The organism is uncultured Aggregatibacter sp. (assembly GCF_901873365.1).
Taxonomy (GTDB): domain Bacteria; phylum Pseudomonadota; class Gammaproteobacteria; order Enterobacterales; family Pasteurellaceae; genus Aggregatibacter.
The window spans coordinates 43,414-67,837 of record NZ_CABFLM010000115.1; the positions used below are offsets into that span (position 1 = coordinate 43,414).

23 protein-coding genes are annotated in these 24,424 nt (G+C 43.5%); 15 read left to right on the forward strand and 8 right to left on the reverse strand.

Features of this window, described 5'->3' with window-relative positions; all coding sequences use genetic code 11:
• Positions 1 to 17: 17 nt before the first annotated feature.
• A complete protein-coding gene (locus tag QZ106_RS09615) occupies positions 18 to 1,004 on the reverse strand; it encodes a sialic acid TRAP transporter substrate-binding protein SiaP (RefSeq protein WP_295976611.1) in 987 nt (328 codons plus the stop codon).
• Positions 1,005 to 1,253: 249 nt separating this feature from the next.
• Between QZ106_RS09615 and QZ106_RS09620 the strand changes: the two genes are divergently transcribed.
• From QZ106_RS09620 to nagA, 6 genes are all read left to right on the forward strand, one after another.
• Positions 1,254 to 1,955 carry an N-acetylmannosamine-6-phosphate 2-epimerase gene (locus QZ106_RS09620; protein WP_295976612.1) on the forward strand — a complete coding sequence of 234 codons (702 nt, stop codon included), beginning with the start codon at positions 1,254 to 1,256 and terminating at the stop codon, positions 1,953 to 1,955.
• Positions 1,956 to 1,972: 17 nt separating this feature from the next.
• The gene (locus tag QZ106_RS09625; protein ID WP_295976628.1) at positions 1,973 to 2,851 is read left to right on the forward strand and encodes an N-acetylmannosamine kinase; all 879 of its coding nucleotides are present in this window, start codon (positions 1,973 to 1,975) and stop codon (positions 2,849 to 2,851) included.
• Positions 2,852 to 2,872: 21 nt separating this feature from the next.
• A complete protein-coding gene (locus QZ106_RS09630; protein WP_295976613.1) occupies positions 2,873 to 3,745 on the forward strand; it encodes a MurR/RpiR family transcriptional regulator in 873 nt (290 codons plus the stop codon).
• Positions 3,746 to 3,758: 13 nt separating this feature from the next.
• Positions 3,759 to 4,637 (forward strand): N-acetylneuraminate lyase, encoded by an 879-nt coding sequence (gene nanA / locus QZ106_RS09635; protein WP_021615789.1) that lies wholly within the window; start codon positions 3,759 to 3,761, stop codon positions 4,635 to 4,637.
• 147 nt (positions 4,638 to 4,784) lie between these two features.
• Positions 4,785 to 5,588: a glucosamine-6-phosphate deaminase gene (gene nagB, locus QZ106_RS09640; protein WP_295976614.1), complete on the forward strand. Its 804-nt coding sequence runs from the start codon at positions 4,785 to 4,787 to the stop codon at positions 5,586 to 5,588.
• A 50-nt stretch (positions 5,589 to 5,638) separates the two neighbouring features.
• Positions 5,639 to 6,784, forward strand: a complete 1,146-nt coding sequence (gene nagA / locus QZ106_RS09645) for an N-acetylglucosamine-6-phosphate deacetylase (protein ID WP_295976615.1) — start codon at positions 5,639 to 5,641, stop codon at positions 6,782 to 6,784.
• A gap of 350 nt (positions 6,785 to 7,134) precedes the next feature.
• Here nagA and tpx read toward each other — a convergent pair whose 3' ends face one another.
• Genes tpx through QZ106_RS09665 form a run of 4 tightly spaced genes read right to left on the reverse strand, consistent with a single transcriptional unit; the run spans position 7,135 to position 12,248 of the window.
• Positions 7,135 to 7,635 (reverse strand): thiol peroxidase, encoded by a 501-nt coding sequence (tpx, locus tag QZ106_RS09650; RefSeq protein ID WP_295976616.1) that lies wholly within the window; start codon positions 7,633 to 7,635, stop codon positions 7,135 to 7,137.
• A 39-nt stretch (positions 7,636 to 7,674) separates the two neighbouring features.
• Positions 7,675 to 8,736 (reverse strand): ferrochelatase, encoded by a 1,062-nt coding sequence (gene hemH / locus QZ106_RS09655; RefSeq protein WP_295976617.1) that lies wholly within the window; start codon positions 8,734 to 8,736, stop codon positions 7,675 to 7,677.
• The gene (locus QZ106_RS09660; protein ID WP_295976618.1) at positions 8,729 to 9,151 is read right to left on the reverse strand and encodes a hotdog fold thioesterase; all 423 of its coding nucleotides are present in this window, start codon (positions 9,149 to 9,151) and stop codon (positions 8,729 to 8,731) included. Before QZ106_RS09660 ends, hemH begins: the two co-directional genes overlap by 8 nt.
• A gap of 7 nt (positions 9,152 to 9,158) precedes the next feature.
• Complete coding sequence (locus QZ106_RS09665) at positions 9,159 to 12,248, reverse strand: FAD-binding and (Fe-S)-binding domain-containing protein (protein WP_295976619.1); 3,090 nt, start codon at positions 12,246 to 12,248, stop codon at positions 9,159 to 9,161.
• Between the two features lie 407 nt (positions 12,249 to 12,655).
• Between QZ106_RS09665 and ompA the strand changes: the two genes are divergently transcribed.
• The 7 genes from ompA (at position 12,656) to tsf (ending at position 18,069) form a co-directional block, all read left to right on the forward strand.
• A complete protein-coding gene (ompA, locus tag QZ106_RS09670; RefSeq protein WP_295976620.1) occupies positions 12,656 to 13,711 on the forward strand; it encodes a porin OmpA in 1,056 nt (351 codons plus the stop codon).
• Between the two features lie 102 nt (positions 13,712 to 13,813).
• Entirely contained in the window at positions 13,814 to 14,395 is a 582-nt protein-coding gene (locus QZ106_RS09675) for a LemA family protein (protein WP_295976621.1), read from the forward strand.
• A gap of 21 nt (positions 14,396 to 14,416) precedes the next feature.
• A complete protein-coding gene (locus QZ106_RS09680) occupies positions 14,417 to 14,866 on the forward strand; it encodes a TPM domain-containing protein (protein WP_295976622.1) in 450 nt (149 codons plus the stop codon).
• A complete protein-coding gene (locus tag QZ106_RS09685; RefSeq protein ID WP_295976623.1) occupies positions 14,859 to 15,662 on the forward strand; it encodes a YgcG family protein in 804 nt (267 codons plus the stop codon). The genes QZ106_RS09680 and QZ106_RS09685 overlap by 8 nt, the downstream gene beginning before the upstream one ends.
• 81 nt (positions 15,663 to 15,743) lie before the next feature.
• Positions 15,744 to 16,073: a Grx4 family monothiol glutaredoxin gene (gene grxD / locus QZ106_RS09690; protein WP_033002458.1), complete on the forward strand. Its 330-nt coding sequence runs from the start codon at positions 15,744 to 15,746 to the stop codon at positions 16,071 to 16,073.
• Between the two features lie 282 nt (positions 16,074 to 16,355).
• Positions 16,356 to 17,078: a 30S ribosomal protein S2 gene (gene rpsB / locus QZ106_RS09695; protein ID WP_209363253.1), complete on the forward strand. Its 723-nt coding sequence runs from the start codon at positions 16,356 to 16,358 to the stop codon at positions 17,076 to 17,078.
• Positions 17,079 to 17,220: 142 nt separating this feature from the next.
• On the forward strand, positions 17,221 to 18,069 hold the full coding sequence (tsf, locus tag QZ106_RS09700; RefSeq protein ID WP_109128854.1) for a translation elongation factor Ts: 849 nt from the start codon (positions 17,221 to 17,223) through the stop codon (positions 18,067 to 18,069).
• A 173-nt stretch (positions 18,070 to 18,242) separates the two neighbouring features.
• Here tsf and QZ106_RS09705 read toward each other — a convergent pair whose 3' ends face one another.
• Complete coding sequence (locus QZ106_RS09705) at positions 18,243 to 18,575, reverse strand: YegP family protein (RefSeq protein ID WP_295976624.1); 333 nt, start codon at positions 18,573 to 18,575, stop codon at positions 18,243 to 18,245.
• A gap of 196 nt (positions 18,576 to 18,771) precedes the next feature.
• Here QZ106_RS09705 and manA point away from each other — a divergent pair, with 196 nt between their 5' ends.
• On the forward strand, positions 18,772 to 19,974 hold the full coding sequence (manA, locus tag QZ106_RS09710) for a mannose-6-phosphate isomerase, class I (RefSeq protein WP_295976625.1): 1,203 nt from the start codon (positions 18,772 to 18,774) through the stop codon (positions 19,972 to 19,974).
• A gap of 73 nt (positions 19,975 to 20,047) precedes the next feature.
• A complete protein-coding gene (gene ycaO, locus QZ106_RS09715) occupies positions 20,048 to 21,811 on the forward strand; it encodes a 30S ribosomal protein S12 methylthiotransferase accessory factor YcaO (protein WP_295976626.1) in 1,764 nt (587 codons plus the stop codon).
• A gap of 103 nt (positions 21,812 to 21,914) precedes the next feature.
• Here ycaO and QZ106_RS09720 read toward each other — a convergent pair whose 3' ends face one another.
• Together QZ106_RS09720 and nrdB are read right to left on the reverse strand one after the other, a co-directional pair.
• Positions 21,915 to 23,300 (reverse strand): Do family serine endopeptidase, encoded by a 1,386-nt coding sequence (locus QZ106_RS09720; RefSeq protein WP_295976627.1) that lies wholly within the window; start codon positions 23,298 to 23,300, stop codon positions 21,915 to 21,917.
• Positions 23,301 to 23,482: 182 nt separating this feature from the next.
• On the reverse strand, positions 23,483 to 24,424 hold a 942-nt coding region (nrdB, locus tag QZ106_RS09725), incomplete at its 5' end, for a class Ia ribonucleoside-diphosphate reductase subunit beta (RefSeq protein WP_295976575.1).

Here is a 24,424-nt window from a genome sequence, read left to right on the forward strand (position 1 = left end):
GCACACGAATAAGCGTATTATTTGCTGATGGCTTGAATTTCTTTAAGTGCTTCTTCGCCTTTTGTTCCGGTTTGTTTTACAAAGTCAGCATAGAAAGGTTTCATGGCTTCTTTGAATGGGGCGAGATCCGGATATGTTACGGTTACACCTTGTTTTTCAAAGAAAGTCACTAATTCTTTTTCACCGTCAACGAATAATTTGGTGTGATATTCTGCGGCTTTTTGTGCTGCATCACGAACCACTTTTTGTAAGTCAGCCGGTAAGTCAGCAAAGGTTTCGTTACTTACAAGATAAAGTTGGTCGTTCAAAATGTGGTTGGTCATTGCCAAGTATTTTTGCACTTCATAGAATTTTTGTGCTTGAACGGTTGCCAATGGGTTTTCTTGACCGTCAACGGAGTTCGTTTGTAATGCTAAATACACTTCGGAGAATGCCATTGGTGTTGGGGATGCACCCACATATTTTGCGTACGCCAAGTTAGTTGCCGCGTTTGGTACGCGTAATTTTAAGCCCTTCATGTCAGCAATGCTGTTGATTGCACGGTTAGAGGTGGTTTGGCGTGTACCGTTATAGGCTTGGGATAATAAGGTTAAGCCTAAATCTTTGTTCATTTTTTGGATTAAGTCTTTACCGAATGCAGTGTCGAATAACGCTTTTTGTGCCACGCTGTAGTCACTGATAACGTAAGGTAAAGCAAACACAGCCGCTTCTGGATAGAACAATTGGAAACGTGCAGATTCAGCAAAAGTGAAGTCTAACGCACCGTCTTTTAATTGTTTTAACATGGCGCGGTCGTCACCTAATTGGGAACTTGGGTAAAGAGAAATTTCAATTTTGCCGTTGGATTTTTCTTTCACTTCTTTGGCAAACATTTCAGCGGCTTTGTATTCGTTAGAAGACGTACCTGCGTTCATACCGAATTTTAAATCATACTCTGCAGCGTTAGCAGCGGAAGTCACACCTAATGCGATTGCAGTGGCAAGGAAAAGTTTTGCTAGTTTCATAAGCTACTCCTGTAATGATAGTAAGTTAATTGATGTTTTGAAACATAGTTAGATTACAACTCGGTATCCATTCTAAAGTAAAAAAATCATTTTCAAATAGATTATGAAGTTTTATTTCAGAAATGAGAGGTAGATCACATCATTGGAAAAACACTTCAAAAATATATTTCAAAATGAAGTATTGTTATCATATAATGCACGATGACAAGAATGACTGCCAAATGCAGCCGCAAATTAATAGGAGTTTTTATGTCATTCACTCAGCACAAATTATCCCACCAAGAAGTTTTTGCCAAAATTCAAAATGGATTGATTGCGTCCTGCCAACCGGTCGATGATGGCCCGATGGATAAGCCGGAAATTGTTGCCGCGATGGCGCAGGCTTCCGTTATCGGTGGTGCGGCTGGACTACGTATTGAAGGCGTGGACAACTTGAAAGCAACGCGTCCAACCGTCAATGTGCCGATTATCGGTATTGTAAAACGCGATTTGCCGGACAGCCCGGTGCGTATCACGCCGTTTTTACAAGACATTGAAGATTTAGCCCATGCCGGTGCGGATATCATTGCAGTGGATGGCACCCATCGTCCGCGTCCTGTTGATATTGAAAGTGCGGTCAAAAAAATTCATGAAATGGGCTGTCTTGCCATGGCGGATTGCTCCAATTTAGAAGAAGGGTTGTACTGCCAAAAATTAGGCTTTGATATTGTGGGTAGCACCATGTCAGGCTACACAGGTGGCGCTGTACCGGAGGAACCGGACTATCAATTAGTGAAAGATTTGAAAGCTGCCGGTTGCAAAGTGATGGCAGAAGGACGTTACAACACACCGGAACTTGCCAAAACCGCCATTGAGATCGGTGCGGATTTCGTGACCGTAGGTTCCGCATTAACCCGTTTAGAACATATCGTTAGCTGGTTCTCCAGTGCGGTTAATTCTGCAAATAAATAATTAAGAGGGGAAACATGATGCGTTGCTTAGCCTTAGATATCGGCGGAACTAAAATCGCCTCAGCCATTGTGTCAGGGAACCAAGTGACACAACGTCAACAAATCCACACACCACAAGAAAACGTAGTGGAGGCAATGCATCAAACGCTCGCACAATTACTTTCGGATTATGCGGGGCAATTTGATTATGTTGCGGTTGCCTCCACAGGCATCATCAATAAAGGAATATTGACCGCACTTAACCCGAAAAATTTAGGCGGACTGGCTTATTTCCCATTAAAACAAAGCCTTTCTCAGCATACGTCAACGCCCGTGTATTTATTGAATGATGCGCAGGCAGCGACTTATGCGGAATATCAACTGCAAGATAAAAATAATCTTCAAAACTTTGCTTTTATTACCGTCTCTACGGGCGTAGGTGGCGGGTTAGTTTTAAACCACCAATTACTCACCGAACCGAACGGCATTGCCGGTCATATTGGACATACCCTGGCGGATCCCAATGGCCCTGTGTGCGGCTGTGGTCGAGTCGGTTGTGTGGAAGCCATCGCAGCGGGACGCGCCATTGAAGCGGTTTCTAAACAATGGGACGATCCTTGCGATCCCAAAGAAGTCTTTGCCCGTTTTAGAAAAATGGATGAAAAAGCCACCGCACTTGTGTCTCGTTCAGCAAAAGCGATTGCCAATTTAGTGGCGGATTTAGTGATTGGTATGGACGTACAATACGTGGTCATTGGCGGTAGCGTTGGGTTGGCTGAAGGCTATTTGCCTTTGGTGAAACAATATTTGGCGCAAATGCCGGAAATTTATCGTTGTCCGTTGGATGCGGCTCAATTAGGGCAAGATGCCGGACTTATCGGCGCGGCTGCATGGGCGCTTACTCAATTACATGGCTAAATTACATGATTAGGGTTGTTTATGGTGGGAAACGGAAATGTACTTAACTCCCTCAGTTCGCTTTATCAAAGCCTGACGAAGACGGAGAAAAAAATTGCGGATGTCATTACCCAATCGCCTGATTGTATTATGCAGTATTCCTTGGCGCAGCTTGCCGAGCGTTTAGATGTCGGAGAGGCGACACTTGTGCGTTTCTGCCGTACACTGGGGTTTAAAGGATTTAGTGATTTTAAGTTGGCGTTTTCGATTGAGCTGGCGAAAACACGGGAAGGTCGAGATGATACGGTGCTAGAAACGGAGATCTTGCCTAACGATGATTCACAAACGATTGCACATAAATTGCAGTCAGCCATTAATTCAGTGATGAACGAAACGATTAATTTGTTGGATTTTCATCAGTTAGAAGTGGTTGTAAACGCCATTCGAGGTGCGAACAGAGTTTTTCTCTTTGGGGTTGGATCCTCCGGCGTAACGGCAGAAGAAGCCAAGAACAAATTCATGCGGATTGGCATTCAAGTGGATGCGAGCGGCAACAACCATTTTATGTATATGCAGGTGGCGTTATTACAACGCAATGATGTGGCGATTGGCATCAGTCACTCCGGCTATTCGCAAGAAACGGCGCATGCATTAAAAATTGCCAAGGAAAACGGCGCAACAACGGTAGCATTGACCCATAGTATGCGTTCCCCGTTAACCGAATATGCGGATTTTGTGTTGGTCAATGGTAATAAACAAGGGAAACTGCAAGGGGATTCCATTGGTACCAAAACGGCGCAATTATTCGTTCTAGATTTAATTTATGCTTTGCTGGTTCAAGCGGAGCATGAAAAAGCGATTAAGATAAAAGAGAAAACTCTTAATGTCATTTTAGAACAACGTATTAAATACTAAACAGGAGAAAACAATGCGTGATTTAAAAGGTATTTTCAGTGCGTTATTAGTGTCATTTAACGAAGATGGCTCTATTAATGAAAAAGGCTTACGCCAAATTATTCGCCACAATATCGACAAAATGAAAGTCAATGGTTTGTATGTCGGCGGATCTACCGGTGAAAACTTCATGCTTTCTACCGAAGAGAAAAAACAAATCTTCCGTATTGCAAAAGATGAAGCGAAAGACCAAGTGGCGTTAATCGCACAAGTGGGTAGCGTGAATTTACACGAAGCGGTGGAATTAGGTAAATATGCTACTGAATTAGGCTATGACTGCCTTTCTGCGGTAACACCGTTCTACTACAAATTCAGCTTCCCTGAAATCAAACACTACTATGACACCATTATTGCGGAAACCGGTAACAACATGATCGTTTACTCCATTCCGTTCTTAACCGGCGTAAACATGGGCGTAGAGCAATTCGGTGAACTTTACAAAAACCCGAAAGTGCTTGGTGTGAAATTTACCGCAGGTGACTTCTACTTATTAGAACGTTTACAAAAAGCCTATCCAAACCACTTAATTTGGGCCGGCTTCGATGAAATGATGTTGCCGGCGGTGGCTTTAGGGGTGGATGGTGCTATCGGTAGTACATTCAACGTAAACGGTGTTCGTGCAAGACAAATTTTTGACTTGACCAAACAAGGCAAACTGGCTGAAGCGCGTGAAATTCAACATGTGACCAACGATTTAATCGAAGGTATCTTAGCGAATGGTTTATATTTAACCATCAAAGAATTGTTGAAATTGGAAGGTGTGGATGCCGGCTATTGTCGTGAACCCATGACGGCAAAAGCGACCGAAGCACAATTAGCCAAAGCAAAAGAATTAAAAGCGAAATATCTTTAATTTAATGGAAAAAGAGACCGCACTTTTCTGGTGTAGGGACAGGCGTTGTGCCTGTCCTAAATTCTCTTTATGACATAAATGGGACAGGCATAACGCCTGTTCCTACAAAATGATTGTAAAGTGCGGTCACAATAAAGGAAGTTTATTATGCGCCTTATCCCTCTACATAACGAACAACAAGTTAGCCGTTGGGCAGCACGTCATATCGTTGAGAGAATCAATCGTTTTAATCCCACCGAAGAACGCCCGTTTGTATTGGGTTTACCTACCGGCGGAACACCACTTAAAACTTACCAAGAACTTATCCGCTTAAATCAAGCCGGTGAGGTGAGTTTTAAACATGTGGTCACATTCAACATGGATGAATATGTGGGCCTTCCGAAAGAACACCCGGAAAGCTATCACAGCTTCATGCACAACAATTTTTTCAACCACATTGATATTCAGCCGCAAAACATCAATATTTTAGACGGCAATACGGACGATCATGATGAAGAATGTCGCCGTTACGAAGAAAAAATCAAATCTTACGGCAAAATTCATTTATTCATGGGCGGCGTTGGCGTAGATGGCCATATTGCCTTCAACGAGCCGGCTTCTTCGTTAAGCTCTCGCACCCGTATTAAAACCTTAACACCGGATACGATCATCGCCAATTCCCGCTTTTTTGATAATGATGTCAATAAAGTGCCGAAATATGCCTTAACCATTGGGGTTGGCACCTTGTTAGACGCAGAAGAAGTGATGATTTTGGCAACAGGGCATTCCAAAGCGCTCGCTGTGCAAGCCGCTGTTGAAGGCGCAGTAAATCACATGTGGACGGTCAGCGCATTGCAATTACATCGCCATTTTGTGTTGGTGTGTGATGAGCCGGCGTTGCAAGAATTGAAAGTGAAAACCGTGAAATATTTCACCGACTTGGAAAGTCACGCTATTCATAGCGTGTTGTAATGTTTAGCGCAAAAGTGCGGTGAATTTTTAGATTATTTAAAGGTACGATTATGAAATATGCATTAATTAATTCCGTCATTTACACCAAACATGAAATCCTTCGGGATTACGCGGTGGTCGTGAATGGCGAACACATTGAAGCAGTGATTCCACAAAGCGAATTGGAAAGCGGCATTAAGACCCTTGATTTAGAGGGGCATAACCTCACTGCCGGTTTTATTGACTTGCAATTAAACGGTTGTGGTGGTGTGATGTTCAACGACCAAACCAGTGTAGAAACCTTAGAAATCATGCAAGCGACCAACCTGAAATCCGGCTGCACCAGCTTCTTGCCAACCTTTATTACGGCACCGGATGAGGGCATCAAAAGTGCGGTGAAAGTTATGCGTGAATATTTGAATAAACATAAAAACCAAGCACTGGGTTTGCATATTGAAGGGCCGTATTTGAGCGTAGAGAAAAAAGGCGTACACCGTCCGGAATATATCCGTGAAATTTCACCTGAAATGAAAGATTTCTTGTGTGAAAACGCCGATGTGATCACGAAACTCACTATTGCCGCGGAAAACCCAACCATCAACTACACGCCTGATTTTGTAAAAAGTGGCATCGTGGTTTCAGTTGGTCACTCTAACGCCACCTATGACGTGGCAAAAGCGGCTTTCCGTAAAGGCGCAACTTTCGCAACGCACTTACACAATGCCATGTCGCCGATCAGTTCCGGTCGTGCCATGGGCGTGGTGGGTGCAGTATTGGATTCTGACGTTTACACCGGCATTATCGTGGACGGCGTACATGTGGATTTTGGTAATGTGCGTTTGGATAAAAAAGTGAAAGGCGACAAACTTTGTATTGTGACCGATTCTTTAGCGGCTGCCGGTGCAGGCCCTGAACTAGAAACCTTCACCTTCGTGGGTAAAACCATTTATGTGAAAGACGGCCGTTGCTATGACGGTAACGGCACGATCGCAGGTGCTTCTATCACCATGATGGAATCCATCAAAAATGCGGTGGAGTATGTTGAGATTCCTCTTGCCGAAGCGATTCGTATGAGTAACCTTTATCCGGCACGCGCCATCGGTGTCGATGACCGTTTGGGTTCCGTTGAAGCCGGCAAAGTCGCTAACCTTGCAGTCTTCACGAACGATTACCACGTCGTTGGTACTGTCGTGAACGGCGAGTGGAAAGCGAATTAATCAGGTATGAGCTTGTTGTCTAATGGGTAGGACAGCGTTTTATAAATAACGCTCTGAAAACAAAAGAATCGTAGCGTGCAACTTGTTGCACGAAATCGTGAATATTCGAAAGGGTTAAATAACGTTCCTTGCGTGGTCTGGTCATGCATCAAGATACACGCTACGTATGAAATCGTGAGTTACGCCTTTTTGATGGCACGCGTTTCCTGACGCATGCCTTTTAATATCAACGGATTATCGACATCGCTGTGAAGCGCGCGCCATCGAATGCTCTGAAAACAAAAGTGCGGTGGAGTTTCCAAGTGTTTTTAACACACAGAGAAAACCACCGCACTTTGCTTTATTCGTGATTAGACCAACACGGCAAGTGCAGCGTCGTAATTCGGCTCGTTTTTAATTTCAGACACTAATTCGCTGTGTAACACGTTGTTATGTTCATCTAACACAATAACGGCGCGGGCGGTTAGGCCGGCGAGAAGGCCAGATGTAATGTCAACGCCGAGGGTTTTGTGTAACTCGTGGTGGCGGAACGTGGAAAGGGTTTGTACCTTGTCGATGCCTTCAGCACCACAGAAACGGATTTGCGCGAAAGGCAAGTCAGCGGAAATGCAAAGTACAACGGTGTTAGCCAATGTTGCGGCTTTTTCGTTGAATTTCCGCACGGAGGTGGCACAAACACCGGTGTCGATACTTGGAAAAATGTTTAACACTTTGCGCTGACCGGCAAAGGTGTTTAGGGTTACATCGCCCAATTCATTATTCACTAACGTGAGTTCATTGAGTCGGTCGCCAATTTGTGGGAAGCGGCCTGCAACATCGATTGGATTGCCTGCTAAAGTGACGTTATTCATAATGCTCTCCTTAAATATGAAGTAAAAAGGTTGTCAAGATTAATGACAACGACTGCTTAAATGGCTTGTAGTTGGCACAGAAATAGTTGGAATCACATCAATATTTGGCGAATTGCAGTTATTGCATTTCATTTTCGCTACTTGGCTCATCACCAATTTGCCTAACATTTCAATGTGTGCCGGTTCTGCGTTGAGGGCAGGAATATATTGAAAGCTTTCTCCGCCGTGGGTTAAAAATAACGTTTTGTTTTCTTCCGAAATTTCTTCCAAGGTTTCCAAGCAGTCTGCCGCAAAGCCCGGGCAGATCACCGCCATTTTTTTGATACCTTGTTGTGCTGCATTAGAAATAAATCCATCGGTATAAGGTTGCAACCACACTTCTTTACCAAAACGGGATTGGAAGGTTAAACCCCATTGTTTTTCATTTAAGCCCAACCCTTGTGCCACCGCGGCGGCGGTTTGTTGGCAATGTGTGCGGTAGTAATCGCCGGTGTTTTCGTAACGCAATGGAATGCCATGGAAGGAAAATAGCAAAAACTCATCGGATTTTAACCGCACTTTGCAGGATTCGATTAAGGCGGCGATGTAATCTTTATTTAATTGATATGAATGAATAAAATCAAAGGGCACAATGCCACGTTGTTGTTTCAATGCTTCAGCAAAAGAGTCGAACACCGCGCCTGTTGTACTACTGCTGTATTGTGGATAGAGCGGGAGTACGATGATGTGTTCCACTTGTTTTTCCAATAGTTTTTGCACCGCACTTGGCATGGACGGATTGCCATAAGTCATACCGATTTCGATTTCCACATCCAGTTGCTGTTGTTGGAAAAAGTCGATTAAGCCTTGTTTTTGTTGTTCGGTGAACACCATTAACGGAGAACCTTGTTCCGTCCAAATTGAACGATAATTTTTGGCAATACGTTTTGAACGCAACGGCAAAATAATGGCTTTAAGTAACGGATACCATTTACAACGCGGCAAATCGACCACGCGGGGATCCGTTAAAAATTGCCATAAATAACGGGAAATATCCTTAGGACTTGGTGAGTCTGGCGTACCTAAATTGGCAAGAATGACGCCGATTTTTAAATTAGTCATGTGTGATAATAGAAAGAGTTAAACGTGAAACGCAGCACAGTTTATCTTGTGCATCTCGAATGTCAATTTGCCAAACCTGTACATTTTTACTTAAACGAATCGGGCTTGATTTAGCGCAAACATAGCCTTGTTTTACCGGGCGTAAATGGCTTGCATTGATCTCCAAACCAACGACAGCCTGATTGGCTTCTACACAGCAAAAAGCGGCAGTGGAAGCAACGCTTTCCGCAAGTGCCGCGGAAATGCCACCATGTAAAAATCCCATGGGTTGAGTAGTACGGTGATCCACCGGCATACGGGCTTCCAGCCAATCATCGCCCTGTGCGGTAAATTCAATGCCTAAATGTGCTACGGCACAGTGTTGGCAGAAGTCATTTAGTTGTTGTAGCGTGAGGTGTTTCTTCCAAATGCTCATGGTGTTGTTATTTCAATAAAGTTAATAAAGCTTGTACAGGGTGTTTCGGCTGATAATGGGTGAAACGCTTTACTTGGCTACGACAGGAATACCCGGTTGCCAAACAGAAGTTTGGATCTTTATATTGCAGTTTTTTCTCCCATGAGGCTTCATAAATGGCTTTCGACATTTCAATATGCTGGGTTTCGTGCCCGAAAGTGCCAGCCATGCCGCAACAGCCGACACTTTCAACCTGCAACTGCTGGTCGAAGGCTGCAAAAATGTGTTGCCATTCTTTGCCACTGTTTGGCATCGCAGTCGTTTCTGTGCAGTGTGGGAATAAATACCACTGATGCGACTCAAAAGTGCGGTCGGTTTTTTCAGTGTTTTGTGCGGATAACAAGATGCCGTTATCCAACTGTTGCTTGAGCCATTCGTGGGCGGTCAGCACATGGAAATTACCGCGCTCAGCACCAAGAATTTCTTTGTATTCGTCACGATACGACAACACAATGGCGGGATCCACACCGACCAAAGGCATACCCAGTTTTGCCATACGATTAAGGAACTCAGCCTGATTTTTTGCGGTTTTTGCAAAACGGGTTAAAAAGCCCTTAATGTGTTGTGCTTTGCCGTTCGGTTTAAATGGCAATACCACAGGCTTAAAGCCCAGTTTTTGGGTTAACGCCACAAAATCGGCAACAACTTTGGCATCATAATAAGAGGTGAATGGATCTTGCACGATAAGCAAAACACGTTGTTTTTCCACCGCACTTAAGCGTTCTAATTGCTCTAATGAGGCGTTTTGATGACCAAGTTGAATGAGTTGTTGTTGCAGATTGGGTGTTGAGAGCAAGGGTAAATCCGTCATGCCTAAACATTTTTCTGCCACCTTTTGGCTAAATTTAGTCGCTGTAAAATAATTAAAGAGCTTCGCTTGTTTTGCCATTAGCGGCGCAACGTATTCCACGTTGGACACTACATAATCTTTGATTGGGCGCAGATAACGTTGGTGGTAAAAATGGAAGAACTTCGCGCGGAAACTCGGCACGTCGATTTTAATCGGGCATTGGCTGGCGCAAGCTTTACACGCCAGACAAGTATCCATTGCCGCTTTCACTTCATGGGAAAAATCGTATTCGCCACGGCGTTTTTGATAGCTGTTTTGGATTTTATGCACGATATCCGTGAGTTTTATCGTGGACTGTTTGAAATCCAATTGCGCCGGGGTAACTTGCTCGTTCGCTAATAAACGCAACCATTCACGCACCATGGCGGCGCGGCCTTTCGGTGAAAATACACGATTTTTACTCACTTTCATAGACGGGCACATGGTGCTGTGGACGTCAAAGTTAAAGCATAGCCCGTTACCGTTACAATTCATGGCACCGATAAATTCTTCTTTCATTTGAACGGGAATTTGGCGATCAAGGTCGGCTCGCATTGGCGATAAAATGGAATAAAGTGCTTGTTCGCTGTTTAACGGCGTACAGATTTTCCCTGGATTGAGGCGATTTTGTGGGTCAAATAAGAATTTGATGTAACGTAATTCACGCCATAATTCGGGTGTAAAGAATTTTTCGCCGTATTGCGAGCGCATTCCTTTGCCATGTTCACCCCAAATTAATCCGCCGTATTTACGGGTGAGTTCTGCCACCTCGTCGGAAATCTGTTTGAATAATTTCACTTGCTCCAAATCGCATAAATCTAATGCAGGACGAACATGCAACACGCCCGCATCCACATGACCGAACATACCGTATTGTAGATTATGGCTATCTAATAAAGCGCGAAACTCGGTAATGTAATCCGCCAGATTTTCCGGCGGCACACAAGTGTCTTCTACAAAAGGAATGGGTTTTGCCGCGCCTTTGGCATTGCCAAGTAACCCTACGGCTTTTTTCCGCATGGCATAAATACGTTCAATGGACGGCAAATGATCGCAAACTTGGTAACCGATAATATGATCTTTGCCTTCAGCAATTTTTTGATCCAATTGTGCACATAACTGCGCCACTTGTTTTTCAATTAATGCCTGATTATTGCCGGCATATTCCACTATATTTAAGCCAAGAATAGGATGTTGTGCGTCTTCTGTTAACAGTTCTTTGACGGAGTGCCAAATAATGTCTTGTTTAGCCAAATTCAGCACTTTGGAATCGACAGTTTCTACAGAAAGTGCATTGGCTTTGACCATAAAAGGCGCGTTGCGCAATGCCGCATCAAAAGAATTGTATTTAATGTTAATTAATGTGCGATGTTGTGGCAGCGGCATTAAATCCAATGTGGCTTCGCAAATAAAAGCAAGTGAGCCTTCAGAACCTGTCAAAATGCGGGTTAAATTGAATTCACTTAAATCATCGTTAAACACATTTTTTAAATCGTAACCGGTCAGAAAACGGTTCAATTGGGGCAAATCATTCAGGATTTGTGAGCGTTTGTCTTTGCAACGTTGAAAAATCTCTTGATGGATTTTTTTCACGTTGGCAGAGAGAGAGCTTTCTTCTGTATAGCGAAAAACGTCGTCAGATTTGACCGCACTTGTCTCTAAAATTTCGCCATTGATGAGCACAGCGCGTAAACCGAGCACGTGGTCGGAGGTTTTCCCGTATTGTAAAGATCCTTGTCCTGACGCATCCGTATTGATCATTCCCCCTAAGGTGGCGCGGTTACTGGTGGAGAGTTCCGGCGAGAAAAATAAACCGTGCGGTTTTAGAAATTGATTAAGCTGATCTTTCACCACGCCGGCTTGCACGCGCACCCAACGTTCTTTTACATTGAGTTCTAAAATCTTTGTCATGTGGCGAGAGAGATCAACAATAATATTGTTATTGATGGATTGCCCGTTCGTACCGGTGCCACCACCACGTGGCGTAAACGTCAGCGAAAGGTATTTTTCCTGTTGTGCGAGTTTCGTTAGACGTACCACATCGGCAATGTTTTTCGGAAATAAAATGGCTTGCGGAAGTTGTTGGTAAACGCTGTTGTCGGTGGCGAGGCTAAGACGATCGGCATAATTTGAGGCAATATCTCCTTCAAAATGTTGCAATCGTAGCGCATCTAAATAATCACTGACTAATGGAGAAAGTTGAGGGATCTTTGTTAAGCGGGGTAGCATGTTGCACCATTCTCTATTTAAGCTAAAAGTCGTCAAAGTGTAACATAGAACGCAAGGGCGACGATATTTATGTCATAAAATCAGGAAGTTGATTAAAAAATTGTCAATAAAAAGGTCTTTTTTGTTTAAATTTTGAGCAAAAGAGTGATCGATGATTTGATTTTCCATTTTTTAGGTAGGATAATACGCGAACTTTTGGACAGTCCTTCACATAAGGATATGAATTGCCAAAAGACAGAGTAGAGCAAGTTTGCTCTATTGATGTAATATCTTTGCCTTGAGATGACTTTTTAGATCGAACAGGTTAAGATAGCAGGTAGCACAATTCCTTTGTGTTGGTTTTCAGCTACATCAGCTGATACTTGTTTTAATTTAAATAGATGACTACATTTAAGAGGATCATCAAAATGAAAAAAACTGCAATCGCATTAGCTATCGCTGGTTTAGCAGCAGCAACTGTAGCACAAGCTGCACCACAAGCTAACACTTTCTATACTGGCGCAAAAGCCGGTTGGACTTCTTCCCACAACGGTTTCACCCAATTTCGTAATGCGGGTTATGATGTAAACCGTCACTCTGTAAACTACGGTGTGTTCGGTGGTTACCAAATCACTGATAACTTAGCAGCAGAAGTTGGCTATGAATATTTCGGTGGTTCTAAAATCAAAAGCCGCCAAGACAAAACTGAAGCTAAACACACTGCTCACGGTACTACTTTAGCACTTAAAGCAAGCTACCCTGTATTAGCCGATTTAGACGTTTATGGCCGTGTTGGTGCAGCATTAATCCGTAGCGATTACAAAGCTCCAGTGGCAGGCGGTAAATTAAAAGCTCACAACTTCAAAGTATCTCCGGTTTTAGCAGCAGGTGTTGAATATGCAATTCTTCCAGAATTAGCAGCACGTTTAGAATACCAATGGACTGCTCGTGTAGGTAACTTAGGTAAAGCTCTTGTTAAAAATGGTCCGGCTCCACGTGGACGTCACGCAGAGTTCTCTCCAAACATGGGTACTGTTGCTTTAGGTTTATCTTACCGTTTCGGTCAAGGTCAAGCACCTATGCCGGCACCTGAAGCGAAAGTTGTAAACAAAACTTTCAACTTGAACTCTGATGTGACTTTCGCATTCGGCAAAGCTGACTTAAAACCACAAGCTCGTGGCGTATTAGATGGTATCTACGGCGAAATCGCACAAGTTAGCAATGCGAACGTTAAAGTTGCAGGTTACACAGACCGTATCGGTTCTGACGCTTACAACCAAAAATTATCTCAAAAACGTGCTGAAAGCGTTGCTAACTACTTAGTGTCCAAAGGTGTTTCTCAACACGATATTTCTGCAACCGGTTATGGTAAAGCAAATCCAGTTACTGGTAACAAATGTGACGCAGTTAAAGGCCGTAAAGCGCTTATCGCTTGTTTAGCTGATGACCGTCGTGTAGAAATCGCAGTTAGCGGTACTAAATAATTAGCATTTTGTTAATTATTTTCAGATAAAGATAAAAAAGACCTAAACCTATGTTTAGGTCTTTTGTTTTTTAGCTAAGTTTAATGATTGTAAGGAAAAAAAATGAAAAAATGGCTTGTTCTGATTATTGTTGCCGTTGTTGCGGCTATGGCCTTAATTCCAAGTTATAACGGCTTGGTTGCCGCGGAAGAACAAATTAATTCCGTATGGGCAAATGTTGAATCGACTTATCAACGTCGTTCCGATTTGATCCCGAATTTGGTGAATACCGTAAAAGGCCAGGCAAACTTTGAAAAAGAAACCTTGACCGGTGTTGTTGAAGCGCGTGCAAAAGCAACGCAAACCAAAATTGATCCGTCTCATTTAACGGAAGAGCAATTAACCCAATTCCAACAAAGCCAAAATGAAGTAGGTTCAGCCTTGTCCCGTTTATTGGTGAGCGTAGAGAATTATCCTGAATTGCGTGCGAACGAAGGTTTTATGAACTTACAAGCGCAATTGGAAGGTACCGAAAATCGCATTAACGTTGCGCGTAATAAATTCAATGAAGCGGCACGTGAATACAACCAAAAAATTCGTACATTCCCAACTAAATTAGTGGCGATGATTTTTGGTTTCAAAGAAAAACCTTATTTCAAATCTGTTGCCGGTGCTGAAAATGCGCCGACAGTGAATTTTAACTAAACGGATAATAAGGTGGCGACCATGCCATTATTTGCAAAAATTCCGATAGATAAAAAACAGCTTGAGGCGGCAATCGCCCGCCTTGAGCGACAAACCTCCGCCGAGTTTCGGATTTTTATCGAACGAAAAATACCGTCAAAACCGACCGCACTTTCTGTTTATGAACGTGCGTTGGGTGTTTTTTCACAACTTGAAATGCATCAAACGGCGGCGCGTAATGGCGTGTTGATTTATATTGCCTATGATGATCGTCAATGTGCGATTATCGGAGACATTGGTATTCATCAGTATGTGGGCGATGACTTTTGGCAAACAGAATGTGCCCGCATGATTGCGCATTTTAAACAAAAGCAATATACGGAAGGTATTTTGGCTTCGATGCAGAAAATTGGTGAACACTTAATTCAGCATTTTCCGGTTCAACCGGACGATCAAAATGAACTGGATAACGAGGTGATCATTCATGATTAAGCGTGTATTGGGTTTATTGAGCTTAAAAAGTGCGGTCATTTTTTTCTGCATTTTTATGGCAACGACTGTTTCTGCCGTCACTTTTCCTGATTCGCCAAAACCTTTCCGTTATGTGAATGACTACACGAAAACGTTATCAGTAAAAGAGTTGGACGCATTAGAAGCGAAGTTGGCAGCCTATAGCAAAGAAACCAGTTCGCAAATTGCAGTGGTGATTGTGCCAACGACAGGTGAATATGAGGTTTCTCAATATGCCTTTGAATTAGGCGATAAATGGGGAATCGGGCGGAAAAATCTGAATAACGGTGTGTTGTTACTCATTGCGAAAGAGGATCGCAAATTATTTATTGCGGTGGGACAAGGGTTGCAAGGCGTGTTGACTGATGCGCTGGCTTCACAAATTATTCGCAACCAAATTCGCCCTTATTTCCGCAACGAGCAATATGCCCAAGGCATTGATAACGGCTTGGACTATATTATTGCTGCCACCAAAGGCGAATTTGCGGCACAAGCGGAAGAGGAAAAGGATTTCGGGGATGTTGTGCCCTTTATCATGCTCGCGCTGTTTATTTTGATTGTGGTGATAGCGGAGGTTAACAGTCGTCGCGCTTACGTCAGCCCAACGAATAACCATGTCTTGAATGAAATATTGCGCCAATCAATGTCAGATCATCGCCGTCATGGCAGAGGCGGTGGCGGTTTCGGTGGCTTTGGTGGAGGCGGTTTTGGCGGTGGCTCCGGTGGAGGTTTCGGTGGAGGCGGTTTTGACGGCGGTGGGGCAGGTGGTAGCTGGTAATACCCTTTTGGATTTATTGGTCGGGCACATTGTTTGTGATACAATGCGCGCGTTTTCTCTTCAATGCATATAAGGAACATTATGGAAACGTTAGATAAAATCAAAAAACAGATTAGCGAAAATCCGATTCTGATTTACATGAAAGGCTCGCCAAAATTCCCTTCTTGCGGTTTCTCTGCGCGTGCGGTAGAAGCGTTAATTAACTGTGGCGTACCCTTCGGTTATGTGGATATTTTGCAACATCCGGATATTCGTGCAGAGTTACCGGCTTACGCCAATTGGCCGACATTTCCACAATTATGGGTAGAAGGCGAACTTGTTGGCGGTTGTGATATCGTATTGGAAATGTATCAACAAGGTGAACTCAAAACCTTATTAGAAGAAGTCGCTGCAAGACATCCACAAGCGTAAAATGTTTTCTAAAAAACCGCACTTTGGTTTTCTCAAGTACGGTTTTTTTGTGAGTTAATTCCTTGTAAATTGTTTTAATAAAACGATGAAAAATCGAAATCTACTGGAAACCAGCCGCACTTTATGATATAAAGCACGACGTTATTTTGCTGTTTAAAAGTAACGTTTATTTTTTAATCAATTTACTAAAACACACACATATCAGAAAGGCTAAATCGGGGTGCCAAACGGTCGATTGGCTGGATATGTGGAGGCTAAACCCCAAACAAAAGGAAAATTATTATGGCACAAGTTTCTATGCGCGATATGCTTCAAGCAGGCGTTCACTTCGGTCACCAAACTCGTTACTGGAACCCAAAAATGAAACCATTCATTTTCGGACCACGCAACGGCGTTCATATCATCAACCTTGAAAAAACCGTTCCAATGTTCAACGCAGCATTAGCTGAGTTAACCCGCATTGCGAGCAACAACGGTAAAGTATTATTCGTTGGTACCAAACGCGCAGCGACCGATGCAGTGCAAGCAGCAGCATTAGACTGTCAACAATACTATGTAAACCACCGTTGGTTAGGCGGTATGTTGACCAACTGGAAAACAGTTCGTCAATCCATCAAACGTTTAAAAGATTTAGAAACGCAATCTCAAGACGGCACTTTCGACAAATTAACCAAAAAAGAAGCGTTAATGCGTACCCGTGAGATGGAAAAACTTGAATTAAGCCTTGGCGGTATCAAAGAGATGGGCGGTCTTCCGGATGCATTATTCGTTATCGGTGCAGACCACGAACATATCGCAGTAAAAGAAGCAAACAACTTGGGTATTCCGGTATTTGCTATCGTTGATACTAACTCTAGCCCGGACGGCGTAGATTTTGTTATCCCAGGTAACGATGACGCAGCACGTGCAATTCAACTTTATCTTTCTTCTGCTGCTGCTGCGATCAAAGAAGGTCGTGGTAACGAAGCCGCGGTTGCTGAAGAATTAGCGCAAGCCGCAGAATAATTCAGGCGATTGCGATAAGGCGTAAGCCCTTATTAATCAGATGATTAATGAATAAGCAGGGGGCTAAATAGCTCCCTGTATTTTTTAGATCTAAAAGTGCGGTCTTTTTCCACCGCATTTTAAACTGACAGAGGATTTTAAAATGGCTGAAATCACAGCATCATTAGTAAAAGAACTGCGTGAACGTACCGGCGCAGGTATGATGGAATGTAAAAAAGCATTAGTTGAAGCAAACGGCGACATCGAATTAGCTATCGATAACATGCGTAAATCCGGTCAAGCAAAAGCGGCGAAAAAAGCAGGCCGTGTTGCAGCTGAAGGTGTTATCCTTGCTCGCGTACAAAATGGTTTTGGTGTATTAGTTGAAATGAACTGCGAAACTGACTTCGTTGCAAAAGATGCCGGTTTCTTAGGTTTAGCCAACGAAGTGGCAGACTACGCAGCAGCACACAAAGGCGCAACCATCGAACAACTTCAAGCGCAATTTGAAGAAAAACGTGCTGCATTAGTGGCAAAAATCGGTGAAAATATGACCATCCGTCGTGTTGCTTACATCGAGGGCGATGTTGTAGGCTCTTACTTACACGGCGCGAAAATCGGTGTATTAGTGGCGGGTAAAGGCGCAGACGATGAATTGTTAAAACACATCGCAATGCACGTTGCAGCAAGCCGTCCAGACTATGTTAACCCAAGTGATGTTCCGGCTGATGTGGTTGAACATGAGCGTAACATCCAAGTGGATATCGCAATGCAATCCGGCAAACCACGCGAAATCGCAGAAAAAATGGTTGAAGGCCGTATGAAGAAATTCACGGGCGAAGTTTCTTTAACCGGTCAACCTTTCGTGATGGATCCATCTAAATCCGTTGGTGATTTGTTAAAAGAAAAAGGTGCTGAAATCTCTAACTTCATCCGCTTAGAAGTGGGCGAAGGTATCGAGAAAGTAGAAACTGACTTCGCAGCAGAAGTTGCTGCCATGTCTAAAGCGTAATAGATAATTTAAGTCGAAAATCGCGATAACTCATCTGCGCCTAAATGTGGGATAAAATACCGACAAATTTAGGCGCAGATTTTTTATGAAAACGCTCTAACTCCTTCCACCTCTTACAAAGCCTAAAGATCGGCATCGAAAATGCCGATAAGCGGAGAGTAAGAAAAAGCAGATTAAATTTCTTTGATCACTTCAGTAGATGCATTATTCATCACCGATTCCATGCCTTTTTGCGCGGCAGCCTGTGAGGAATAATATTGACTACGACCGATTTCTTGGTGATTCGCCGCTTTCAACACAAAATACGGTTGATCACTTTTTGTCATGCGAAACTCAAAGTTTTTCGCATCTACGCCATTTTTTTGGACGGAAGCAATACCGTTTTGTGCAGCGGCTTTTGTTTTGTAAAGCTCACTGGTTAAGATCACTTGTCCGTTAGTAGCGATTAAGTTGAACATAAATTGACCGTCTTTGGCTGTTTTTAATTCATAATGTCCTTGTGCCATGTTTACACCTCTTGTTAAGTTAATGTGTTTCGTTATCTAAAATTTCATAAAATAAACGCGACAATCGCGATTAAAAAGAAATTTTAGATGGGGCTAAATGTATAAAAAAAGCCTGTATATCGCAACAGTTAAGTGGAAGAATATGCTAAAATGTCGCCTTTATTTTAGGCAAAGCAACGCTAAACGAGAACACATGATGGCAGGCATTTATCCCCTGAACGGGAGTCTTCAATATTACGCGTGGGGTGGTAACCAGTATCTTCCGGACTTCTTGCATATTATAAAAACGCAAGCGCATTATGCCGAATATTGGCTCGGCGCACACCCTTCAGCGCCATCACAGTTAATCACCACCAATGGCGAACTGTCATTACTGGATTTTTTACAACAAAATCCCACCGCACTTGGTAGCCAAAGCCGTCAATTATTGGGCAACAATTTGCCTTATTTACTGAAAATTTTAGACGTTGCCAATCCCCTTTCTATTCAGTTACATCCAACCAAAAAACAGGCAGAGATCGGCTTTGCGCAGGAAAATGCCGCCGGCATTCCGTTAAATGATCCGAAGCGCACCTATAAAGACGATAACCATAAGCCGGAAATGATGATTGCTTTGTCCGATTTTTGGCTTTTACATGGTTTTAAAACCAAAGCCAAAATTCTCGATACACTACGCCAACGCCCGTCACTTGCGGAACTGGCAACAAAATTGGCCTCGCAGAATTTAGCGGATTTTTATGCTGACATTATGTTGGCAACACAAGATCAATTAGCGCAATGGCTGTTGCCGATAATTGATGCGCAACAAAAGGCTTACGAGCAAAACCAGCTTGCCATGCAAAATCCGGATTACTGGGTACTTTACACATTACACGCCATGAAGATTTCCCGAGACAAGTTAGATGCCGGCTTAATGAGTTTCTACTTGTTTAATCTGGTTAATTTGCAGGTCGGCGAAGGGATTTTCCAAGCGGCCGGCGTGCCGCACGCTTATTTACGCGGACAAAATATTGAACTGATGGCCTGTTCCGACAACGTGATTCGTGGAGGACTAACACCAAAACACGTTGATATCGAACAATTGCTAAAAACCATTGATTGTAGCGAAATCGTCCCTCAAATCATCGCGCCGGCACCTCAAAATCAGGTTTACACCTACCCGACGCCCATTGCCGATTTTGCTTTGAGCAATATGCCTTATGCTAAAAACACCGAGATTTCCGACCGCACTTTAAACGGCACGATTTTCTTAGTCATGGCAGGCGAAATCACCTTGGAAGCCACACAACAAAAACTCACGTTGAAACAAGGACAAGCGGCGTTCATTGAAGCTGGCACAGACTATCGCGTGCATGGCATGCAAGAAGGCTATGCCGTGCTAGCCGGATTACCGATTTAACATCGTTTTCATGAAAGAAATACTTAACAACGATTTTTATGGCCTCTGATTACATTACAAAAATAGGAACATTATGACCGAACAAACCTTTATTCCCGGCAAAGATGCCGCCCTTGAGGAAAGTATTGAAAAATTTCAACAAAAACTGACCTCACTTGGCTTCAATATTGAAGAAGCCTCGTGGTTAAACCCGGTGCCGAACGTGTGGTCGGTACACATCCGTGATAAAGACTGCCCACAGTGTTTCTCTAACGGCAAAGGCGCCAGTAAAAAAGCGGCATTAGCTTCTGCATTAGGCGAATATTTTGAACGTCTTTCCACTAACTATTTCTGGACGGATTTCTATTTAGGACAAGACATTGCCAATGGCGATTTTGTGCATTATCCGAACGAAAAATGGTTTCCGATTGAAGACGAGGCGTTGTTGCCACAAGGCATTTTAGACGATCGTTTATTTGAACATTTCGATCCAAATCAGGAGCTGACTCCTGAACTTTTGGTGGATTTGCAATCAGGCAACTATGAGCGTGGTATTGTTACTTTGCCTTATGTGCGTCAATCAGATCAACAAACGGTGTATATTCCACAAAGCATCATTTCTAATCTCTACGTCTCCAATGGGATGTCCGCCGGCAACAGTCAATTTGAAGCGCGCGTGCAGGGATTATCGGAAGTGTTTGAGCGCTATGTGAAAAATAAAATCATCGCAGAAGCCATTAGTCTGCCATTAATTCCGCAAGAGGTGATGGCGCGCTATCCATCGATTCAAGCTGCGATTGACAAGCTGGAGCAGGAAGGCTTCCCGATTTTGGCGTATGACGCCTCTCTTGGCGGTAAATATCCGGTGATTTGTGTCATTTTGCTCAACCCAACTAACGGCACTTGCTTTGCCTCTTTCGGAGCACATCCAAAATTCCAGGTGGCGTTAGAGCGCACCGTGACTGAACTGCTGCAAGGTCGTAGCTTAAAAGATTTGGATGTTTTTTCTCCGCCATCCTTCAACAATGACGATATTGCCGAACACGCCAATTTGGAAACCCACTTTATTGATTCCAGCGGTTTAATTTCATGGGATTTATTCAAAGACACACCGGATTATGAGTTCGCCGATTGGAATTTCTCCGGCAAAGATACGCATGAAGAATACGATAATCTGATGGCGATTTTCCGCGAGGAAAGCAAAGAGGTTTACATCATGGACTATAATCACTTAGGTGTTTACGCTTGTCGCATCATCGTGCCGGGTATGTCCGATATTTATCCGGCAGACGACTTAATTTACGCCAACAGCAACATGGGCATGGACTGGCGCGAAATCTTGTTAGATTTACCGCACTTCCACCACGACCAAGAAACCTACCAAGAATTATTGGATGAACTGGATGAACAAGGTATTGACGATGCTACCCGCGTACGCGAATTTATCGGCATCGTGGCACCGAAAGCCAGCGGCTGGACAACCTTACGCATTGGTGAATTAAAATCCATGCTTTATCTTGCCTTGGGCGATTTGGCCATGGCATTAGACTGGGCGAACTGGACATATAACATGAACAGCTCCGTGTTCACGGCAGAACGTGCCAACTATTATCGCTGCTTAATCAATAGCCTTGAATTGTTTATGGATAGCCAACGTGATCCACAGCAATATCGCATGGTGTTCGAAAAAATGTATGGCAAAGACGCCGTGGCATTTGCGTGGGGCGCGATTCAAGGTGGCAATCCGTTCTATAACCTGCCTGCTAGCGATGAAACCCTTGCAAACTTTAGCGAACATCAAAAATTATTGGCGGCTTATGCGAAATTGCAGAAGGCAAAACGTGAAAATTGGCAGTAAAGTGCGGTGGGAAAATCCCGTGGATTTTGAACGTTGGCTTTGCTAAGGTTTTTTAACGATTTTAAAGGGCGAAGAGATTCGCCCTTTATTTATGGAAATGAGATTATTGAACCAGTAAATAGAAGTTACTGTCACCGCGAATAATATTTAAGGCGATGGCCGATGGCTTACTCTCTAAAATTTTGCGTAACTGACCTAAGTTTTCAACTTTCTGACGGTTAATCCCAATGATCACATCACCGGATTTCAATCCGCGTTGTTCCGCAAGGGAATTTGGTTTGATTTTGGTGATAGCAACACCTTTCATACCTTTTTCGTCATAGTTGTTTAATTCCGCACCGTCTAACGCCGGTAATAATCCATTGGCGCGTGTTTGCGTTTGGTCATCTGATTGAAGCGTCACTTTGGCGTTATTTGATTTACCGTCACGCAAATAAGTTAAATCAATTTCTGTGCCTGCACCAGATGTGGCGATTTTGGCACGCATTTCAGCAAAGCTGGAAATGGCTTGACCATTTATCGCGGTAATCACATCACCGGCTTTGAGGCCGGCTTTATCGGCGGCGGAACCCGGCATCACTTCACTAATAAAAGCGCCTTTCTTTGCTTCAATATCAAACGCTTGCGCTAAATCCGCATTTAATTCGCCGCCTTTAATGCCGAGCATACCACGGCGCACTTCACCGAATTCAAGAATTTGTTGTACTAAATTATTGGCCATATTGCTTGGAATCGCAAAGGCAATACCGGCATTGCCGCCGCTTGGAGAAAGAATGGCGGTGTTGATGCCGATTAATTCACCGTTTAAGTTAATTAGCGGACCACCGGAGTTACCACGGTTAACCGCTGCGTCTGTTTGAATGTAGTTTTCATAGGTGCCACTATCGGATCCCATGGAGCGACCCAATGCGGATACAATACCGGAAGTCACGGTTTGACCTAAACCGAACGGGTTACCGATAGCCACAGTGAAATCGCCTACGCGTAATTTGTCGGAATCCGCAAGTTTAAGTGCGGTCAGATTTTTAGGTTTTTCCACTTGAATGAGTGCTACATCGGACATTTCATCGGCACCAATGACTTTGGCTTTGAATTCACGACCGTCATGGAGCTGAACAGTAATTTTATCTGCATCTTTAATTACGTGATTATTGGTTAACACATAACCTTTTTCGGCGTTAATAATTGCGCCTGAGCCAAGGCCCTTAAAGTTGCGTGGTGCGCGATCACGATCGAACATATCCGGACCAAAAAAGAATTTAAATTCTTCCGGAATGTCGTCATCCATTTGAGCGGCATTGCTTTTTTGTTTGCCTTCCACAGAAATGGACACCACCGAAGGCAACACTTTTTCTAACATGGGCGCCAAACTTGGCATAACTTGACCGGCAGATATTTCTGTTGGGGTTTCTGCCACGCTCATCATCGGGGTAGTTAATACGCTTAATCCGAGTGCAATACTAGTTAAAACAAAATTGCGTTTTTTCATTCAATTTTCTCCAATTAAAAACAAATAACACGAAATCTCATCGAGTTTCGGTAATGCTTATGACAAATAAATGGCTTGAATGTTCTGCAATTTTGGGAGCGAATAAATAAAAAAGTGCGGTAGATTTTATCGGAATTTAAAAACACCCGAAAAATCCACCGCACTTTTAGCGACATCAAAGATTACAGATCGAAATCGTCAAAATCTTTTGTATCCACTTTGGAGTCAATTTGACCGACAAGATAAGAACTCACTTCCACTTCTTGCGGTGCCACTTGTACGTTGTCGGAAACCAACCAGGCATTGATCCAAGGAATCGGGTTGGAACGTGCTTGGAATGGCAATGGCAAACCGACCGCCTGCATACGGATATTGGTGATGTACTCCACGTATTGCACCAAAATGTCTCGGTTCAAGCCGATCATGGAACCGTCTTTGAACAAATAATCCGCCCAGTCTTTTTCCTGTTCTGCTGCCGCTAAGAATAAATCATAGGCTTCTTGTTTACATTCTTCCGCAATTTCTGCCATTTCCGGATCGTCTTGACCTGCCGCCATGATGTTTAAAATGTGCTGCGTACCGGTTAAGTGTAACGCTTCATCACGAGCGATGAATTTAATGATTTTCGCATTGCCTTCCATTAATTGACGTTCAGCAAAGGCAAAGGAACAGGCGAAAGACACATAGAAACGAATAGCTTCAAGCGCGTTCACGCTCATTAGGCAAAGGTAAAGTTGTTTTTTCAAATTACGTAAGGTGACGACACATTCTTTGCCATCCACGGTGTAAGTGCCTTCGCCGTACAGGCTGTAAAGTTGGCTATCGCGAATTAAATCGTCGTAGTAAGAGGAAATATCGCGCGCGCGTTTGATGATTTCTTCGTTGGTCACGATGTCATCGAATACGATAGACGGATCGTTCACAATGTTACGAATAATGTGTGTGTAAGAACGAGAGTGGATGGTTTCAGAGAACGTCCAGGTCTCGATCCAGGTTTCCAATTCCGGAATGGACACCAACGGCAACAACGCCACGTTCGGGCTGCGACCTTGAATGGAATCCAACAAGGTTTGATATTTTAAGTTGCTGATGAAAATGTGTTTTTCATGTTCAGGCAACGCCGC

Coding starts and splice junctions, on each gene's coding strand:
- nanA (WP_021615789.1), top strand. CDS start 3,759: ATGCGTGATTTAAAAGGTATTTTCAGTGCGTTATTAGTGTCATTTAAC.
- tpx (WP_295976616.1), bottom strand. CDS start 7,635: ATGAATAACGTCACTTTAGCAGGCAATCCAATCGATGTTGCAGGCCGC.
- QZ106_RS09665 (WP_295976619.1), bottom strand. CDS start 12,248: ATGCTACCCCGCTTAACAAAGATCCCTCAACTTTCTCCATTAGTCAGT.
- QZ106_RS09625 (WP_295976628.1), top strand. CDS start 1,973: ATGCGTTGCTTAGCCTTAGATATCGGCGGAACTAAAATCGCCTCAGCC.
- grxD (WP_033002458.1), top strand. CDS start 15,744: ATGGAAACGTTAGATAAAATCAAAAAACAGATTAGCGAAAATCCGATT.
- ycaO (WP_295976626.1), top strand. CDS start 20,048: ATGACCGAACAAACCTTTATTCCCGGCAAAGATGCCGCCCTTGAGGAA.
- QZ106_RS09720 (WP_295976627.1), bottom strand. CDS start 23,300: ATGAAAAAACGCAATTTTGTTTTAACTAGTATTGCACTCGGATTAAGC.
- manA (WP_295976625.1), top strand. CDS start 18,772: ATGGCAGGCATTTATCCCCTGAACGGGAGTCTTCAATATTACGCGTGG.
- nagB (WP_295976614.1), top strand. CDS start 4,785: ATGCGCCTTATCCCTCTACATAACGAACAACAAGTTAGCCGTTGGGCA.
- QZ106_RS09680 (WP_295976622.1), top strand. CDS start 14,417: ATGCCATTATTTGCAAAAATTCCGATAGATAAAAAACAGCTTGAGGCG.
- tsf (WP_109128854.1), top strand. CDS start 17,221: ATGGCTGAAATCACAGCATCATTAGTAAAAGAACTGCGTGAACGTACC.
- QZ106_RS09630 (WP_295976613.1), top strand. CDS start 2,873: ATGGTGGGAAACGGAAATGTACTTAACTCCCTCAGTTCGCTTTATCAA.
- QZ106_RS09660 (WP_295976618.1), bottom strand. CDS start 9,151: ATGAGCATTTGGAAGAAACACCTCACGCTACAACAACTAAATGACTTC.
- QZ106_RS09620 (WP_295976612.1), top strand. CDS start 1,254: ATGTCATTCACTCAGCACAAATTATCCCACCAAGAAGTTTTTGCCAAA.
- QZ106_RS09705 (WP_295976624.1), bottom strand. CDS start 18,575: ATGGCACAAGGACATTATGAATTAAAAACAGCCAAAGACGGTCAATTT.
- QZ106_RS09675 (WP_295976621.1), top strand. CDS start 13,814: ATGAAAAAATGGCTTGTTCTGATTATTGTTGCCGTTGTTGCGGCTATG.
- rpsB (WP_209363253.1), top strand. CDS start 16,356: ATGGCACAAGTTTCTATGCGCGATATGCTTCAAGCAGGCGTTCACTTC.
- hemH (WP_295976617.1), bottom strand. CDS start 8,736: ATGACTAATTTAAAAATCGGCGTCATTCTTGCCAATTTAGGTACGCCA.
- nagA (WP_295976615.1), top strand. CDS start 5,639: ATGAAATATGCATTAATTAATTCCGTCATTTACACCAAACATGAAATC.
- QZ106_RS09615 (WP_295976611.1), bottom strand. CDS start 1,004: ATGAAACTAGCAAAACTTTTCCTTGCCACTGCAATCGCATTAGGTGTG.
- QZ106_RS09685 (WP_295976623.1), top strand. CDS start 14,859: ATGATTAAGCGTGTATTGGGTTTATTGAGCTTAAAAAGTGCGGTCATT.
- ompA (WP_295976620.1), top strand. CDS start 12,656: ATGAAAAAAACTGCAATCGCATTAGCTATCGCTGGTTTAGCAGCAGCA.